This is a genomic window from Pseudomonas sp. S3_A09, assembly GCF_054668065.1.
In genome coordinates, this window is sequence record NZ_CP162752.1 from 2145283 (window position 1) to 2160791 (window position 15509).

The 15509-nt window shown below is 61.7% G+C and carries 19 protein-coding genes and 1 pseudogene; 4 read left to right on the forward strand and 16 right to left on the reverse strand.

All coding sequences use genetic code 11. From position 1 onward, the window contains the following. Positions 1-15: 15 nt before the first annotated feature. Positions 16-735: a 16S rRNA (uracil(1498)-N(3))-methyltransferase gene (locus AB4N92_RS10180; protein WP_021492685.1), complete on the forward strand. Its 720-nt coding sequence runs from the start codon at positions 16-18 to the stop codon at positions 733-735. A gap of 3 nt (positions 736-738) precedes the next feature. On the opposite strand, the gene AB4N92_RS10185 is transcribed toward AB4N92_RS10180, so the two are convergent. From AB4N92_RS10185 to AB4N92_RS10195, 3 genes and pseudogenes are all read right to left on the reverse strand, one after another. Next, entirely contained in the window at positions 739-1641 is a 903-nt protein-coding gene (locus tag AB4N92_RS10185; RefSeq protein WP_010207187.1) for a transporter substrate-binding domain-containing protein, read from the reverse strand. A gap of 25 nt (positions 1642-1666) precedes the next feature. Beyond that, positions 1667-2017: a RidA family protein gene (locus AB4N92_RS10190; RefSeq protein ID WP_010207188.1), complete on the reverse strand. Its 351-nt coding sequence runs from the start codon at positions 2015-2017 to the stop codon at positions 1667-1669. Positions 2018-2027: 10 nt separating this feature from the next. Beyond that, positions 2028-3250, reverse strand: a pseudogene (locus AB4N92_RS10195) (D-amino acid dehydrogenase). A 108-nt stretch (positions 3251-3358) separates the two neighbouring features. Between AB4N92_RS10195 and AB4N92_RS10200 the strand changes: the two are divergent. Continuing rightward, a complete protein-coding gene (locus tag AB4N92_RS10200; protein ID WP_021492682.1) occupies positions 3359-4261 on the forward strand; it encodes a LysR family transcriptional regulator in 903 nt (300 codons plus the stop codon). A gap of 42 nt (positions 4262-4303) precedes the next feature. Here the strand turns inward: AB4N92_RS10200 and trhA are convergent, their stop codons facing one another. Further along, positions 4304-4921, reverse strand: coding sequence for a PAQR family membrane homeostasis protein TrhA (gene trhA, locus AB4N92_RS10205; protein WP_010207192.1), 618 nt, complete (start codon positions 4919-4921; stop codon positions 4304-4306). A gap of 145 nt (positions 4922-5066) precedes the next feature. Between trhA and AB4N92_RS10210 the strand changes: the two genes are divergently transcribed. Beyond that, the gene (locus tag AB4N92_RS10210; RefSeq protein ID WP_010207193.1) at positions 5067-5987 is read left to right on the forward strand and encodes a LysR family transcriptional regulator; all 921 of its coding nucleotides are present in this window, start codon (positions 5067-5069) and stop codon (positions 5985-5987) included. A 106-nt stretch (positions 5988-6093) separates the two neighbouring features. Here AB4N92_RS10210 and madM read toward each other — a convergent pair whose 3' ends face one another. From madM to AB4N92_RS10270, 12 genes are all read right to left on the reverse strand, one after another. Next, entirely contained in the window at positions 6094-6858 is a 765-nt protein-coding gene (gene madM / locus AB4N92_RS10215) for a malonate transporter subunit MadM (RefSeq protein WP_010207194.1), read from the reverse strand. 1 nt (position 6859) lies between these two features. Then, positions 6860-7264: a malonate transporter subunit MadL gene (gene madL / locus AB4N92_RS10220; RefSeq protein ID WP_010207195.1), complete on the reverse strand. Its 405-nt coding sequence runs from the start codon at positions 7262-7264 to the stop codon at positions 6860-6862. 67 nt (positions 7265-7331) lie between these two features. Next, complete coding sequence (gene mdcH, locus AB4N92_RS10225; protein ID WP_047542533.1) at positions 7332-8231, reverse strand: malonate decarboxylase subunit epsilon; 900 nt, start codon at positions 8229-8231, stop codon at positions 7332-7334. Next, complete coding sequence (locus AB4N92_RS10230; protein ID WP_042571427.1) at positions 8228-8815, reverse strand: malonate decarboxylase holo-ACP synthase; 588 nt, start codon at positions 8813-8815, stop codon at positions 8228-8230. Before AB4N92_RS10230 ends, mdcH begins: the two co-directional genes overlap by 4 nt. Further along, positions 8809-9579, reverse strand: coding sequence for a biotin-independent malonate decarboxylase subunit gamma (gene mdcE, locus AB4N92_RS10235; protein ID WP_236266809.1), 771 nt, complete (start codon positions 9577-9579; stop codon positions 8809-8811). The genes AB4N92_RS10230 and mdcE overlap by 7 nt, the downstream gene beginning before the upstream one ends. Beyond that, a complete protein-coding gene (locus AB4N92_RS10240; protein ID WP_010207201.1) occupies positions 9576-10418 on the reverse strand; it encodes a biotin-independent malonate decarboxylase subunit beta in 843 nt (280 codons plus the stop codon). The genes mdcE and AB4N92_RS10240 overlap by 4 nt, the downstream gene beginning before the upstream one ends. Next, entirely contained in the window at positions 10411-10710 is a 300-nt protein-coding gene (locus AB4N92_RS10245; RefSeq protein ID WP_010207202.1) for a malonate decarboxylase subunit delta, read from the reverse strand. Before AB4N92_RS10245 ends, AB4N92_RS10240 begins: the two co-directional genes overlap by 8 nt. Then, positions 10710-11543, reverse strand: a complete 834-nt coding sequence (locus tag AB4N92_RS10250; RefSeq protein WP_010207204.1) for a triphosphoribosyl-dephospho-CoA synthase — start codon at positions 11541-11543, stop codon at positions 10710-10712. The genes AB4N92_RS10245 and AB4N92_RS10250 overlap by 1 nt, the downstream gene beginning before the upstream one ends. Then, the gene (gene mdcA / locus AB4N92_RS10255) at positions 11544-13214 is read right to left on the reverse strand and encodes a malonate decarboxylase subunit alpha (RefSeq protein WP_021492675.1); all 1671 of its coding nucleotides are present in this window, start codon (positions 13212-13214) and stop codon (positions 11544-11546) included. It lies immediately after the preceding gene. Between the two features lie 164 nt (positions 13215-13378). Further along, positions 13379-13813, reverse strand: coding sequence for a hypothetical protein (locus AB4N92_RS10260; RefSeq protein WP_010207206.1), 435 nt, complete (start codon positions 13811-13813; stop codon positions 13379-13381). Beyond that, positions 13776-14405: a nucleotidyltransferase domain-containing protein gene (locus AB4N92_RS10265; RefSeq protein ID WP_010207207.1), complete on the reverse strand. Its 630-nt coding sequence runs from the start codon at positions 14403-14405 to the stop codon at positions 13776-13778. The genes AB4N92_RS10260 and AB4N92_RS10265 overlap by 38 nt, the downstream gene beginning before the upstream one ends. A gap of 61 nt (positions 14406-14466) precedes the next feature. Beyond that, the gene (locus tag AB4N92_RS10270; RefSeq protein WP_010207208.1) at positions 14467-14706 is read right to left on the reverse strand and encodes a DUF6124 family protein; all 240 of its coding nucleotides are present in this window, start codon (positions 14704-14706) and stop codon (positions 14467-14469) included. A gap of 414 nt (positions 14707-15120) precedes the next feature. Here AB4N92_RS10270 and AB4N92_RS10275 point away from each other — a divergent pair, with 414 nt between their 5' ends. After that, the gene (locus tag AB4N92_RS10275) at positions 15121-15411 is read left to right on the forward strand and encodes a HigA family addiction module antitoxin (protein ID WP_045791536.1); all 291 of its coding nucleotides are present in this window, start codon (positions 15121-15123) and stop codon (positions 15409-15411) included. The last annotated feature ends 98 nt before the right edge of the window (positions 15412-15509 follow it).

Sequence of the window (15509 nt, forward strand, 5' to 3'; positions counted from 1 at the left end):
CTTCAGAGAACAGAAATGAGATTGTCCCGCTTCTTCACTGACACCCCGCTGAGCCTCGGCGATCACGAATTGCCGGAAGCCCAGGCGCACTACATCAGCCGCGTATTGCGTATGGGCGAAGGCGATGCCGTGCAATTGTTCGACGGTTCCGGCCTGGAGTTCCGGGGCAGCCTGCTGGAGGTCGGCAAAAAGCGCGTCACCGTGCAGCTTACGGAAAGCTTCAGCGGCCAGACCGAATCGCCACTGCGCATTCACCTGGGCCAGGGCCTGTCCCGTGGCGAACGGATGGATTGGGCGATCCAGAAAGCCACCGAGTTGGGCGTCAGCGAAATCACCCCGATTTTCAGCGACCGCTGCGAAGTGCGCCTCAAGGACGAACGCGCCGACAAACGCCTGCAGCACTGGCGCCAGGTGGCAATCAGCGCATGTGAACAATGCGGGCGCTCCACGGTGCCGGTGATTCATCCGCCGCTGCTGTTGGCGGACTGGTTGAAACAGACCCAAGCGGACTTGAAGCTGGTGCTGCACCCCGTGGCCGAGCCGATGGTCAGCCATGCCAAGCCATCGAGCCTGGCCTTCCTGATCGGCCCTGAGGGTGGGCTGACCGACCTGGAAGTCGACACTGCGCAAGCCGCCGGCTACCACGCCGCCCGCCTCGGCCCGCGTGTATTGCGCACCGAGACGGCACCGGTGGTGGCGTTGGCCGTCGCCCAACAGTTGTGGGGCGATTTCTAGGGCTTACTCCACCGGATCACTGATCGGCTTGGCAATAATCGCCTTCAACTCACGGGTCATCGGGAATTCCAGGTTCAAGCCCTTGGGCGGAATGGGGGATTCGAACCAGCGTTGGTAAATCCCGTTGATCTCCCCACTGCGGTAAAGGTCGCCAAGTGTCTCGTTGACCACCGCAAGAAACTGCGGGTCGTCCTTGCGCAACATGCAGCTGTAGATTTCCCGCGATTGCTCCTCGCCCACCACCACCCAGTTATGCGGGTCCTTGGCCTTGGCCCGCTCGCCATAGAGCAACGCGTCATCCATGTAAAAGGCCGCAGCGCGACCGGTCTCCAGCATCTTGAACGCCTCACCGTGATCCTTGGCGCTGATCACGAACATGTTGGTCTTGTGCTCGGCGTTGTAGCTTTTGAGGAAGCGCTCGTTGGTGGTGCCGGCGGTGGTCACCACGTTCTTGCCTGCCAGGTCGGGAAAGCCTTTGATACCGCTGTCCTTGGCCGTGAGCAATTGCCCCTTCACGTAGATGAACCCGTAGGAAAACGCCACCTGCTTCTGCCGCTCGGCGGTTACGCCGGTGGAACCGCATTCCAGGTCGACGGTACCGTTCTGCACCAAGGGGATGCGGGTCTGGGACGTCACCAGGTTGTATTTCACATTAAGCGTGGCCACGCCGGTTTTCTGCTGGATGCGCTCGACAATCTTGCTCGCCAGCTCCACCGAATAGCCCATGGGCTTGCCACTGTTATCCCCCACGTAGGAAAACGGCACCGACGCATCGCGATAGCCCAAGGTAATGGACTTGGCGCTGGCGATCTTGCCCAGCGTGCCGTCCAGCGGTGCTTGATTCGCATGGGCCTGTGCGCCCAGCAAGAGTCCCAGGGTGCAGCCGGTCAACAGGATCTTTTTCATTGTTATTCTCCGTTGGTCTTTAAAGTCATTTACGTACAGCGATCACACTGATTTCCACCCATACACTCGGTCGCGCCAGTTCTGCCTGCACCGTGGTGCGCGTCGGCGCTAAACCCGGTGACAGCCAGGCTGACCACACTTCATTCATCGGTGCGAAACCTTCACTGATGTCTTTCAGGTAAATCGTGGCGTTGAGCAGATGATCCTTGTCGCTGCCCGCCTGGGCCAGCAACGCATCGATCCTGGCCAGCACTTCACGGGTTTGTGTCGCCACGTCCAGGCCATCGCCGGGCACCTGGCCCGAGAGGAACACCAAGTCGTTGAACGTCACTGCGCCCGAGAGGCGCTCGTTACTGCTGATGCGGGTGATAGTCATGCAGACATCCTCATGCGGCGCGGGGTGCCAGGCCCTGCATATCAATAGAAGGCGCGTGTTGGCCAATCAACTCGGCCAGCAGCTGGCCGCTGCCACAGGCCAGGGTAAAACCGAGGGCTCCGTGGCCCAGGTTTAGCCACAGGTTACGATAGACACTGGCGCCGATCAGCGGCACGCCGGTCGGGGTGGCCGGGCGCATACCGGCCCACTCCACCGCCTGGTCGTAGTCGCCCGCCAGTGGAAAGGTCTCCAAGGCCTGACGTTTCATCAGCGCCAGGCGTTTGGGCTCAAGACGGGCGTCGAAGCCGACGATATCCACCATGGCCGCCACCCGCAGTTGTTCGCCAATGCGCGCGTAGACGATCTTGCGGTCGTAATCGGTGATGCTCACGTTCGGTGCCTGGTGTTGCGCGCCAATCGGTACGCTCAGGCTGTAACCCTTGAGCGGGTAAAGCGGCAACGGCACGCCCAACTCCGCGCTGCGATACCCAGCCGCCAGCACCAGGTGTTCGACTGGCATAACCTCATCGCCCAATTCGATGGCCTGCACCCTACCCTTGGCGTGGCGAATGCCGGTGACCTTTCGGCCCAGCATAAAGCGGCAACGTCCCGACGCTTCCAATCGCGCCGCCAGCCGCTGGCAGAAGGCATGACAATCAGCGACTTCCTCATTCGGCGTATAAATCCCACCGACAAAACCACCGTCCGCCAGCGCAGGCTCCAGGCGAGCGCAATCGGCGGTCGACAGCACCTGCTGTTGCAGGATATCGGTGACCTTGCCACGCGCGCGCTCAAAAGCGTTGGCATTGCGAAAGGTCACCAGCTTGCCGTTGCGCCGCCAGTCGAAGCCATCCAGGCGATCGAGATCGCGCCACACTTGCAAGGTGTCCTGGCTCAGGGACGCCAGGCGCAACAGGTGGGCGGCATTGCGTTTGTTCACCGAGCCACGGCAAGCGCCGAGGAACGCGGCCATCCAGCGCCATTGCTGGGGGTCGAGGCGCGGCCGCAGTTTCAATGGTGAGTCACCGCGCAACAACCAACCGATGGCTTGCAGCGGCACCCCTGCATCGGCCAGTGGCGCCACGTAGCGATAGGACAACTGCCCGCCATTGGCAAAGCTGGTCTCGCTGCCCAGGGTCTCGCGTGCATCGATCAGCGTCACCTCATGACCTGCACGCACCAACGCATAGGCGCTGGCCAGACCAATCACTCCCCCCCAATGATGCACACCATTTCCGCCGCCCACCTTTAAATCCAGAGGCCTCAAGCCTAGGGGCAGGTGACAGGCTGCCGACAATGAATAAAGATGGATCACCTATAAACAAAGGTTATGGACTTGCCATGCGCTTGCGTCATATCGAAATCTTCCAGGCCATCCGCCAGACCGGCTCCGTTAGCGCCGCCGCGCAGTTGCTGCATGTGTCGCAACCGGCGGTGACCAAGGTGCTGCAGCACGCCGAATTGCAACTGGGCTTCCCCCTTTTTCTGCGGGTGCGCGGCAAATTGCAGCCCACACCGGAAGCCCTGGCGCTGGAAAGCGAAGTGGAGAAAGTCACCGAAAGCCTGCAAGGCGTGCGGCGGCTGGCCAAAAGTCTGCGCCGAGCACCGGGCCAGAGTGTGCGCATCGGCGCGATCCCGGCGCTGGCGTTGTCGCTGCTGCCGCCGGCGATCCTGGAATGGAAGCGCGATTACCCGGAGATGGCGTGCGAGCTGTCCAGCGACCATAGCCGCGAGTTGGTGCAGAAGCTGCTGATGCGCGAGATTGACCTGGCGTTGACGCTCAACTTCTCCGGCCATCCAGGGTTGACCACGCAAGTGCTGGCCAATGGTGTGCTGGTGGCACTGGCGTCTAAAGGCTATTGGTCCGACGCCGAACTGAGCCAACCATTGCCCCTGGCGGACCTGGCAGGCACGGCGCTGATTGGCCTTTCCAGCGCCGACCCGCTGGCAGCGAAACTCGATAGCTACCTGGAAAACGTCGACCCACCCCCCAAGGTCACGATCTCGGTGCAAACCTATTCCCTGGCCCGCGCGATGGTGGAGTCCGGGGCCGGCTTGACGGTGATCGATCCGTTCACCGCGCTGGGTGCGTCGACGGCCACCACCTGCATCCGCCCGCTCACGCCGCCGCTGCCGATCACCCTGTACGCCCTGACCCGCGCCGATGAGCCTCCGCCGCATATGCTGGCGAATTTGCTGGAGATCTTCGGCCACCGCGCCCGGGAGTTATTGGAGCGGCTGTAGAGACCGTTCTGTCGAAGCAACGAGGATCACAGATGTTGTCCGTCAGAGCACGTAATGCATGATCGCCACGAAGTGCAGCAGGCTCCCGCCAATCACAAACAAATGCCAGATACCATGGGAGTGGCGCAGGCGGTCCTCCAGGGCAAAGAAGATAATCCCGACGGTATACAGCACCCCGCCCGACGCCAACCAGATAAACCCCGCCGTGCCCAGCGCGGCGAGCAGCGGTTTGACCGCCACCAGCACGATCCACCCCATCACCGCGTAAATCACGATCGACAGGATGCGCGCCTCTGAGCGCGGCTTGATCTCCTGCAGGATGCCAATCACCGCCAGCCCCCACACGATGCCAAACAGCGTCCAGCCCCACGGCCCTCTCAGGGTCACCAGGCAGAACGGCGTGTAGCTGCCGGCGATCAGCAGGTAGATCGAAAAGTGATCGACCTTCTGCATGATTTCTTTCCGCCGCCCGCGCACGCTGTGGTACACGGTGGAAGCGCTGTACAGCACCATCAAGGTAAAACCATAGATCGCCACGCTGACGATCTTCCAAGGGCTGCCGTCGAGGCTTGCCACCACCAACATCCACACGGCGCCAATGCACGCCGCGACAGCACCGAGCAAATGGCTCCAGGCGTTGAATCGTTCCCCGTGGTACATCGTTCTCCGACCTCCTGTAACCGTCATGGGCTGGCTGCCAAGCGTCCAGCCTTGCGCATAAGAGTGCAAGCGGCTTATGACGTTCCGAGGACGCGAGAGGGTTTTGCGGGCACAATCAACAGCATTCGAACAAGAGCCCACGGCCATGCTGATCGACGAAGAATTCACCCTCAAGAAACTGGAAATCTTCCTGGCGTTCATGCGCACCGGCAACCTGGCCCGCGCCGCCGCCGAGCTGCAAACCAGCAATGTCAGCGTGCACCGCGCCATCCACTCCCTGGAAAACGCCCTGCGCTGCCCGCTGTTCAAACACGAAGGGCGCAACCTCACGCCGCTGGAAAGCGCCTACGTATTGGAAGAACGCGCGCAGAAACTGGTGGCCGATGTGGTCGACAGCGTACGCCTGACCCGCGAAGCGGCCGGCTTCTCCGCCGAACGTTTCAAGCTTGGCTCGTTGTATTCGCTGACGGTGAAAACCGTGCCGCAACTGATCATGGGCCTGAAGATCCGCCGCAGCGAACTCAATATCGACCTGATCCTGGGCTCCAACTTCGACCTGCTCTACAAGCTCAAGAACATGGAAGTGGACGCGATCCTGATCTCCCTCGACGAGCACGCCAACGACCCGGACTGCGAACAAATCGCGCTGTTCTCCGACGATATCTTCCTCGCCACTCCCGCCGACTCGCCCTTCGACCGCGAGCGTGAGATCGACCTCGCCGACGTGCGTGACGCAACCTTCATCACCCTCACCCAAGGCTTCGCCACCCACCAGGATGGCAACCGCGTGTTCAAGCAGGCAGGGTTCGAGCCGAAGGTGGCGATGCAGGTGAATGACATCTTCACGCTGTTGAGCATGGTCAGCTCAGGCGTAGGTTATGCGCTGCTGCCGGGGCGGATTGCAGCCGTGTATGAGAACCGCGTGAAACTGATACCGCTGCAACCCAGGTATCGGTTGCAGCAGCATATTGGCGTGGTGTTTCTGAAGGCCAAGGAGCGTGATCCGAATTTGCTGGCATTGTTGGCGGAGTGTCGGATGTATGCCAATCGACAGGTGACAGCCTGACACACCGCTTTCGCGAGCAAGCCCGCTCCCACACTTGAAATGCATTCCAAATGTGGGAGCGGGCTTGCTCGCGAAGACGCCCGACCCGACAACACACATTCCGAAGTTAGCCGACCAGCCCCCGTACGATGAAATACAGCAACGAAGGCCCAAGCAGGCAACCCAGCCCGGTGTGGAATGTCGCCGTCAGCGCGCCATACGGCACCAACCGCCGATCCGTCGCCGCCAGGCCCGCCGTCACCCCACTCACCGTGCCGGCCAACCCACCAAACACCATCGCCGAACGCGGGTTATCCAACCCCATCCAGCGTGCCGCGACCGGCGTTCCCACCATGACCAGAATCGCCTTGATCAACCCGGTGGCAATCGACAGCGCCATCACATCCGAGGTCGCGCCAATCGCCGCCCCCGTCACTGGGCCGACGATATAAGTCACGGCGCCAGCACCGATGGTGGTCATGCTGATTGCATCGCGATAACCAAACGCCCAGGCCATGCTCGCACCGACGATAAACGGCAGGATCGTGCCCAATAGCAGCGCAATCACGCCGATCATCCCGGCCTTGCGCGCCTCGGTGGCTTGCACTTCAAACGCCGTTGCGACGATGGCGAAGTCGCGCAACATCGCGCCACCCATCAACCCGATGCCGGAGAACAGCGCCAGGTCAGCCAGGCCTTTCTGGCCGCCCGTGATCGTGCCGCCGACCCACGCCAGGACCAGGCCGATGACGATAGCAATCGCCGAGCCGTGGATGCGCCCGAACGTCAGGCGCTTGGACAGCACCACGGAAATCCACATCACCACGCCGACAAAGGCAAATGCGGTGATCAGGCCGTTATGTTCCAACCCTTTTTCGATGAGATCCCACATATCAACGACCTCCCACTGGCGCGATCAGTGGCTCTTCATCGGGCAAGGGTTCGCCCTTGTGGGTACGGCTGATCAGCGCGATGGTGCAACCACACAGCACCACTGAACCAATCGCTGCCAGCACCGCAACGGGGCCACCATGCAAAGCGGTCACTACGTTTTGTTGTGCGGCCATCGCCACCACCACCGGGATGTACATCGCGCCCCAGAAGCCAACGCCCATTTCGCAGTCCTTGGTCATGCCGCCGTGTTTGTGCATCCAAAGGCGGGCGCAGATCAGCAGGATCATCGCGATGCCTACCCCGCCCACATTGGATTTGACGCCGAGCAACACGCCAAGCATGTCGCCCATGATCACGCCCGCAAGCGTGCAGATCGCCAGCAATGCCACACCGTAGATAATCATTGTTGTTGTCCTCAAAGTGCTCGATCGAAATTGTTGTTTTTGTGCTTCGAAAGCCTTGGGTAGTGCTTTATCGGTGGCGTAGCCCCTCCTCTTCCAGCAAGGCCTGCAAGGTATCCAGGCGCGCACCTTCGCAGGCGATCACCGTGCCCTGTTCAAACACCCGGCGTGACAGGCCAGTGAGCACGGCGCCCGGTGGCAATTCGATTTGCAGGCGCACGCCGCGCTCGTAGGCGCTTTGTACGGTGCCGCGCCAGTCGACGATGCGGCACATGTTGAAGGCCAGGTCGTCGCGCAATTGCTCGGGGTTGTGGATAGGCCGCGCGCGGGTGCTGCTCAGGTAGGTGATACGCGGCGCCTTGAGCGGCACAAAGGCTTGCGCCAGGACCTGGGCCGGTTGCTCCAGCAACGCGCAATGGGACGGCACGCTGACGGCCAGGCGCTTGGCGACGCCGTTGCCTTTGATGCGGTCGGCGACACGCTTCATCGCTGCGTTGCTGCCGGCGATAACGGTCTGGTTGTCGGCGTTGATATTGGCCAGGTACACCGGGCTGTCGGGGCTGTGGATATCGGCCAGCAGGTGTTCGACAGTGGATAACTCGGGGCCGATGATCGCCGTCATGCCGTAGCCCTGTGGATAAGCGTTCTGCATCAGCTCGCCGCGCAGGCTGACGAGCCTGATCGCATCGGCAAAGTCCAGCGCACCCGCGATCACCGCCGCAGGGTAAGCCCCGATGGACAGTCCCGCGACGTAATCCGGCGTGCGTTGCAGCTGGCGGGCGTGGGCTACGCCGACAATCAGTAGGCAAAGCTGCACCGCGCGGGTGTTCGCCAGGGCTTGCGCCGAATCCAATGCGCGAACGTCTTCACCCAAGGCATCGCTGGCCTGTTCCAATACATCGGCCGGCAACGCCTGGAGCATGCCGGGGCGCTGGGCGCCCTGGCCGGGAAAGACCAGAAGGCTGCTCATGCCACGGCCTGCCAGGGATCGATGACGAGGTGCGCACCGCCGGCGGTTTTCAATAGCACCCGCCGCGATGGACTCGCCCATTCGCGCAAGGCGACAGCACCGAACGGTGTTTGCAGTTGCAGGTCCACGGTACACGCGGCCTTGTCCAACGTTGCCAGCAGGTCGCGCGCATCGTTGCGATCCAGCGGCGCGGGCGTGCGCAGAATCAAGTCCAGATCGCTCTGGGCATGCATTGCTTCAATGCCCGTTGCCAGCTCAAAACCTGCGCTGCCGGTGATGCCCCAATTCAAGGGTGCCAGCACCGGTCGCAGCTGTTCGAGTGCCTGCAAAGCCGGTAAGTCGCGTGTCGAGACAACGTCACGCAGCGCTTCCGGCACGACTCGCCGCTGCACAGCAGCAATCGGCAGTTCAGCGGCAAAACGCTGCTCACGCAGACGCCCGCGCACGCCCACCGCGACCAGGCCCGGCGCGACAATTGCGCGACGCACCACCACCGTGCCAACCGCCTCCACCGCCCACGCCGCAGCGTCAGCGGGCAGGTGCGCCGGGGTCATGCCCCAGAGCAGGTCGTGAGCGTTCACCATTGCTCCCGCAGCAGTTGGCGCACGTGGCTGGAGGCGGCGCGGTTGGTCGCGCCGAGGCGCCCGCTCAAGTCGGTGCTGGCAATATCCTTGATCGCACTCACCAGGCAATCGCTGACCTGCGCCACATCCTCCGGCGTGGGCTGCTCAATGTGGCTGACCGACAAGGTTCCCCACAGCAAACCCAGGCTGGCATAACTGTCGATGTCATAGGCCATGGGCGGCACGCTGGCGGCCAGGGCTTCCAACTCTTCGACGCTGCGCAGCGTCACGCGCGCGGCCGAGGCCTTGCCCATCGCGTGCACCATCACACCGGGATCACGCAGGGCGATCAGGCGGTTGGCTTGATACCCATGGGCGAGAAACGCGCCGGACATGGCCTTGCCCACCAGCAGCGCGATCACCGGGTGCCCGGCGAGGCGAGCACGGGCGTAGCTGTCGGCGGCGGCCGCCAGGGCCTGGTGGATGCCGAGGGCTTCTTCGCGACGCCCGTAGGCTTGGCTCGGTACATCGACGATGGCGATGATGGGGCGCTTGTCGCCACGGGCGATGGCTTCATCGACGGCCTTCGCCAGACCCCAGCCTTCCAGCAGACCGACCTCACCCTTGCGTGCGCGGGGAAAGTGGTTTTGCGCGTCGGTAACCACGGCGATATAGCGCACGGGCTGTTCGCCCAGTACACCATCGGCGACTTTCAGCGAATTTGGCAAACCTTCAACGGCTGTCGCTCCGACGCTCAATGCGTTGAACCACTGCAAACCTCTCATGAGCGTTCTCCTTGATACAACTCGCGCACCGTCACCGGGTCGATCTGCGCCGTGGCGTCCAGTTCGGCCAGGCGTGCCAGGTAATACTCGGCCTGGCGGCTGCGTTGCTGGGTGGGCAGGCCTTGTTGCAGCAATGCGCTGACGGTCTGTTGAAGCTCGACCACATCATCAGCCACATATCGGTCGGCCAAGCCGCTGTTGAAACGTTGCTCGCCGCCGGTGAGGCTCCAGATGAAAGGCCGGTCGCGGGAGTCGTACTCGTCAAGCCCCGCTTCCTGTTCGATCACTTGCGGGCCATTCAAGCCCAGGCGGGCTTCGCGGGTGACGACAAGGTAACTGCACAACCCGGCCGCGATGGACATGCCGCCGAAGCAGCCGACACTGCCGGCCACCACGCCGATCACTGGCTGGTACTGGCGCAGGTCAACAATCGCCGCATGGATATCCGCGATGGCTGCCAGGCCGAGGTTGGCTTCCTGCAGGCGCACACCACCGGTTTCCAGCAGCAACACGGCGCGAGTGGGAATGCCCTTGCGATTGTCTTCGGCTGCCAGCTCCAAGGCGCCGGCGATTTTCGCGCCACCCACTTCACCGAGGCTACCGCCCTGGAAGTTGCCTTCGATGGCAGCAATGACGACAGGCTTGCCATCGACGCTGCCCTTGGCGATCACCACGCCGTCATCGGCCTGGGGCACCACGCCTTGGCGGCCGAGCCACGGTGACATGACGCGCTGGAACGGGTCGATCAATTCGCGGTAGGAGCCGGCGTCCAGCAGAGCCTTGGCCCGCTGCCGAGCGCCCAACTCAACGAAGCTGTGTTTGGCGAGTAAGTCAGTCATGGCCGATCTCCTCGAAACCCTGCTCCAGGCGCAAACGCACCACGCCGGGGGTGGCACCGAAATCGTGGATATCAATCTTCAAGGCCGGTGGCGTCTGTTCCTGGAAGATGCGTTCGAACAGATGCTGCCAGCGTTGTTCGGCGCCATTCACCGAGGTCTGCACCTGGATGGTCAGCCTGCCCGGGGTACCCGGTTCCAGCAGCACCTCCAGGTCGCCCGAGCCAACGCAACCTACCAGCGCTCGGCCTGTTGGCGGCTGCCCGGCGGGGAATTCAAAGGATAAGGTTTCCATCACAACGCTCCGTCGAGGCGGTCGATAAACAGGCAGGCGGCCAGCAGGTCGGCGGCGCCGCCGGGGGAGGCATTCAGGGCCAGCAGGTGTTGATCGAGTTCATGTAATTGACGACGACCGGCCAGAGTGGCGCTGCCCCCCGCGTCCAGCACGGCGCGCGCACCGCGTTGCATGGTGCTGATCCCTTCGGGACCGGCGCGGTAGAGCACGCAGGTGTCGGCCAGCTCGGTCATGATCGCCAGCAGGGCATCCAGGCGTGCGTTCTGTTCGCCTGCATTTTGCTGGCGGCTTTTATACAGTTGCGGCAAGCCGCGTTGCACAACCGAGGGGAAGCCGAGCTGGGCTTCTTCACGGGCACCGCGAGCGCCGTAGCGTTGCGCGACCTGGGCACCGTGGCTCATGGGTTGTGGGGCGTAGCGGTCGTTGAGCAGGGCTAATCTGGCTGCGTTCAGGGTGACGGCGCGGGGTTCCAGCGCCGCCGCTGCGGTCAGCAAGCCCAGGGCCCAGATCGCGCCGCGATGGGTATTCACGCCGTTGGTGGTGACGAGCATTGCTTGCTCACCTTCACGGCCGATACGACCGAGAGCTTCGCGCAAGGGCACGCCAACTTCACCCCATTCAATCGCCGCTTCAGCCATCTCCTTGAACATCGGCCACAGCGACAGCGCCGAGGCGTGCATCAGGCCCAGATGCAGATCGTGGTGGGCGCCGTTTCCACGACGGTCCACCAGAGCGGGTTTGGGCGACAAGTCAGCTTCATCGATCAGCGCATCGACGGCCATGTCCGCCAGGCGTTCAGCAAGGGTCAGTTCATGCAGTTTGAGTGCGCGCATTTACCAGCTCCTGAATTTGGCGGGCGGGTTGTACAAACCACCGGACCAGTCCACCAGGTCGGCCACACTTTTGGCGGCCAACAGCTCGCGGGTGGCGTCGGTACGGCGGATACCCAAGTCTTCGGGCAAGGCGATCAGGCCTTCGCGGCGCATGCGCGCGGTGTCCTTGGGGTTGTGGCGCATGCCGATGGCCGTGACACCTGCGACAGCGGCGATCATCGCCTGGCGCTCTTCGAGGGAACGCGCCTTATACAGGTAGGCGATGCCCTCTTCGGTAAGCAGGTGGGTAACGTCATCGCCGTAGATCATGATCGGCGCCAAGGGCATGCCGCTTTTGCGGGCAACTTCCACGGCGTCGAGGGTGTCGACGAAAGTGGGTTTGCCGCCTTCCTGGAAGGTCTCGACCATTTGCACCACGAGTTTCTTGCCGCGTTCCAGCAGGGCTTCCGGGGCATCGTCGTGGCGCATGTCCAGCCAGGCGGGCGTGCCATGGCGACGGCCGCGCGGGTCGTGGCCCATGTTGGGTGCGCCGCCAAACCCGGCAAGGCGGCCACGGGTCACGGTGGAGGAATGGCCGTCGCCATCGACCTGCAGGGTGGCGCCGATAAACAGGTCCACCGCATATTGGCCGGCGAGTTGGCAGAACATCCGGTTGGAGCGCATCGAGCCATCACGGCCCGTGAAGAACACATCCGGCCGGGCGGCAATGTAGTTCTCCATGCCCAGCTCGGTGCCGAAGCAGTGCACACTTTCCACCCAGCCGCTTTCAATCGCAGGGATCAGGGTTGGGTGCGGATTGAGGGTCCAGTTGCGGCAGATCTTGCCCTTGAGGCCAAGGGATTCGCCGTAGGTGGGCAGGATTAACTCGATGGCGGCGGTATTGAAGCCAATGCCATGGTTGAGCGACTGCACATTGTGTTTTTCGTAGATGCCACGGATCGCCATCATCGCCATCAACACGTGCACCGGCTTGATATGGCGCGGGTCGCGAGTGAACAGCGGCTCGATGTAGAACGGCTTGTCAGCCACCACCACAAAATCCACCCAGCTCGCCGGAATATCCACACGGGGCAGATCGGTGACGTCATCCACCAGTTGATTGACCTGCACGATGACGATGCCATCGCTGAACGCGGCGGGTTCGATCAGCGCCGGGGTGTCTTCGGTGCTGGCGCCGGTGTAGATATTGCCGGCGCGGTCAGCCATGAAACCGGCGGAAAGCACGACGTTGGGGATCAGGTCCACCACCAGCCGTGCATAGAGTTCGATATAGGTATGAATCGCGCCGATTTCCAGCAGGCCGTCCTCCAGCAACTGACTGATGCGCAGGGACTGGGTGCCGGCGAAGGAGAAGTCGAGTTTGCGGGCGATCCCCTTTTCAAACAGGTCCAAGTGCTCGGAACGGCCGACACTGGGCATGATCATGTGCAAGTCGTGAAGCTTGGCGGGGTCGGCTTTTGCGAGGGAGCGCGAGAGGAAGTCGGCCTGTTTCTGGTTGTTGCCTTCCAGTACAACACGGTCGCCGGGGAGGATCAGCGCCTCAAGCGCCTCGACGATCTTGTCACTGGGCAACACCGCCCCGTCCGCATACTGCTTGACCAGCGCGAGCCGCCGCTGCTTCTCGTCGCGCCGCCGCGTCCAGCGCGAGTCGGGGGTTATTGTTGTTGTCATGGTCGCTCCACGGGTTTGCTGTCGTGGGGCTTACCTTAGGAGTGATTGAGGGGGCCATCAATCAAGCTCGGCGGCGGATCGTTACGGTTGGAGTAACAGAGCACCAACAAACATGCAGCCTCCTGTTGGGGCTGGCTCGCCAACTCCTACAGTTGACCGGTGATTCATTCCCACCTATGACCAGCAAGCAATGCTTCCATATTGCTCATTAATGTCTTAGCACTTTCCATTAACTGGCCCAGCAGCGCCTCATCTTCATCCATGTACCCTTCATATTCCGCCAGGTTCCGACGTTCATGACACAACGCCAACAACCTCACCTGCACCTTGCCGGCGTCTGCGGTATGAACCAGGCATTGAAAGACCAGATAGCGTTTGTCCGAGCGATACCCTTGCAGGCGCAAAGCCGTAAGAGCAATGGCATGGGCGGCGTTGTAAGCCAGGTCGAAACGACTGGCGAATGATAACTGTGGATTGCCAGCATCCCTCAACCGATCTCTGGCTGAACGCACCAGCCCATCACACTCCTTGCGATCCGGCGGCTCAGCCTTCAAGCCGCCGCTACGTTGCAGGTTCTCCAGATTTACCTTGTTGTCCATCCGTGGATTCCAGGGGGTCGCTCCCCATAAGATTGATCTTGTCCTGCTGCACGACCCGCTGCACAAAACTGTTCCCGGCATTCCATTTGCCGATCCAGTCTTCGGGAGTGTAAAGCGTCGGGTTGAGGGTGCGGCCCAGTTGCTCTTCCAGCGGCATGAGCCGCTCCATGACTTCACTGTAGTTGAGGCTTTCGCCGATCAACATGAGATCTATGTCACTGGATGAGTGCGCCTCGCCTTTGGCGATGGAGCCGTAGATAAACGCCCAGGTTATCTGCTTGGCGAACGGCGCCAGTACAGTGCGCAATGGTTCATCCAGGCTCAGGGTCTTGCGCACGATGGCCAACAATTCCGAATAAATCGGGCATTGGGGGTTGGCTTGATAATGGGTCTGGTTGCCTTGGCGCGTCATGCTCAAGATGCCCGCCAACTGCAGACGTTCAAGCTCGCGGGTGAGGCTGCCCTTGCCCACCTGGGCCCATCGCGCAATTTCATTGGTGAAGAAGCTTTGGTCGGGTTTGCCGAACAGCAAGCCAAGTACTTTTTGTTGGGTGACGGTGAAGAGTGCAGTGCTGAGCGGCAAGGTGTGCATGGCAGCGGCCAAAGAGTCCCAAAAAGGGAACGATAGGTCCCTTTTTGGGAACGATCAAGTTTTAAGCGACTGGAGAAGGGGAAATCTGTTCCAGGGCACGGTCCACTAATAGCTGCCCCAACGCGGCCATTTGCTGGATGCCGAGCATGATTGCGCGCTGGGAGGTGTCCAGGTCGAAGGCCAGGTTGCAGGTGAGTGCGTTGAGGGAAGACAGGGTTTCGCTGGCGTTGACCAGCAGGGTTTCGGTGTTTTCGTGCGGGTTTACGGTGAAGAGCGGCGGATTAGGGGTAGGTTTGACCATGATGAAGCTCCTAAACAGTGACTAAGGAGCGCCACCGTTCGCTTGCACGCGAATGAGGGTGGCGACCGTGCGCAGGTGTGCAAGACCGGGCCTGTTTAGGACACCCAGCAGGTCCGAAGACCTCCTGCGCGCAGCCGCCATAAAGCAGCGAGCACAAAAAACGCCCGTTGGATGGCTGGGCGTTTGTACGCCTAAACAGTTTCGTCGGACTTGCACGTCCGTGTCACCGTTTTTTGCGATGACAGAACGAAGACTAGGCGCGCTGACGGCACGCGACAAGTTCATGCACAGCCCAAAATCTTGCAGGAAAAATCCGAGAGCCCATTCGGCCTACAACTTCATATCTATGGTCACAGCGCCCAACCCTTCCAGCGGGTAGCTGCGGTATTCATAAACCTCCCCACGAACAGTGACGTGGATGAGCCCAGCCACCCGGCTCACCCAGGTGAAATCCTGCTTGAAGATGTAATCCCTACCCTGGACATCACCATCACCGAAATGGCCCGGCGCCTGGGATTCGCCCGTGAGACGTTTTCGAGAATTTTGCATGGGCGTGCGCCTGTCAGTCCTGACTTGGCGGTGCGGCTTGAGCGGGCAGGTGTGAGCACTGGGCAGTTATGGCTGTCGATGCAAAGCGCCTATGACTTGTGGCAGGCCGAGCATCGGGAGCAGCCAGTGATTGAGCGGTTTGCGCGGATTGATTGAGGCCTAAAGGCACGCACAATCCCCTGTAGGAGCTGGCTTGCCAGCGATAGCGGTGGGTCAGTTGTTAATGAGTGGGCTGGCAGACCGTCATCGCCGGC

Bases quoted from the DNA above. Each gene is read 5' to 3' on its own strand.
- AB4N92_RS10250 (WP_010207204.1), bottom strand. From the start codon at position 11,543: ATGCGCGCACTCAAACTGCATGAACTGACCCTTGCTGAACGCCTGGCG.
- AB4N92_RS10260 (WP_010207206.1), bottom strand. From the start codon at position 13,813: ATGGACAACAAGGTAAATCTGGAGAACCTGCAACGTAGCGGCGGCTTG.
- trhA (WP_010207192.1), bottom strand. From the start codon at position 4,921: ATGTACCACGGGGAACGATTCAACGCCTGGAGCCATTTGCTCGGTGCT.
- AB4N92_RS10245 (WP_010207202.1), bottom strand. From the start codon at position 10,710: ATGGAAACCTTATCCTTTGAATTCCCCGCCGGGCAGCCGCCAACAGGC.
- madM (WP_010207194.1), bottom strand. From the start codon at position 6,858: ATGTGGGATCTCATCGAAAAAGGGTTGGAACATAACGGCCTGATCACC.
- AB4N92_RS10200 (WP_021492682.1), top strand. From the start codon at position 3,359: ATGCGCTTGCGTCATATCGAAATCTTCCAGGCCATCCGCCAGACCGGC.
- AB4N92_RS10240 (WP_010207201.1), bottom strand. From the start codon at position 10,418: ATGACTGACTTACTCGCCAAACACAGCTTCGTTGAGTTGGGCGCTCGG.
- mdcA (WP_021492675.1), bottom strand. From the start codon at position 13,214: ATGACAACAACAATAACCCCCGACTCGCGCTGGACGCGGCGGCGCGAC.
- mdcH (WP_047542533.1), bottom strand. From the start codon at position 8,231: ATGAGCAGCCTTCTGGTCTTTCCCGGCCAGGGCGCCCAGCGCCCCGGC.
- AB4N92_RS10265 (WP_010207207.1), bottom strand. From the start codon at position 14,405: ATGCACACCTTGCCGCTCAGCACTGCACTCTTCACCGTCACCCAACAA.
- AB4N92_RS10190 (WP_010207188.1), bottom strand. From the start codon at position 2,017: ATGACTATCACCCGCATCAGCAGTAACGAGCGCCTCTCGGGCGCAGTG.
- AB4N92_RS10230 (WP_042571427.1), bottom strand. From the start codon at position 8,815: ATGGTGAACGCTCACGACCTGCTCTGGGGCATGACCCCGGCGCACCTG.
- AB4N92_RS10180 (WP_021492685.1), top strand. From the start codon at position 16: ATGAGATTGTCCCGCTTCTTCACTGACACCCCGCTGAGCCTCGGCGAT.
- AB4N92_RS10185 (WP_010207187.1), bottom strand. From the start codon at position 1,641: ATGAAAAAGATCCTGTTGACCGGCTGCACCCTGGGACTCTTGCTGGGC.
- AB4N92_RS10270 (WP_010207208.1), bottom strand. From the start codon at position 14,706: ATGGTCAAACCTACCCCTAATCCGCCGCTCTTCACCGTAAACCCGCAC.
- mdcE (WP_236266809.1), bottom strand. From the start codon at position 9,579: ATGAGAGGTTTGCAGTGGTTCAACGCATTGAGCGTCGGAGCGACAGCC.
- madL (WP_010207195.1), bottom strand. From the start codon at position 7,264: ATGATTATCTACGGTGTGGCATTGCTGGCGATCTGCACGCTTGCGGGC.
- AB4N92_RS10210 (WP_010207193.1), top strand. From the start codon at position 5,067: ATGCTGATCGACGAAGAATTCACCCTCAAGAAACTGGAAATCTTCCTG.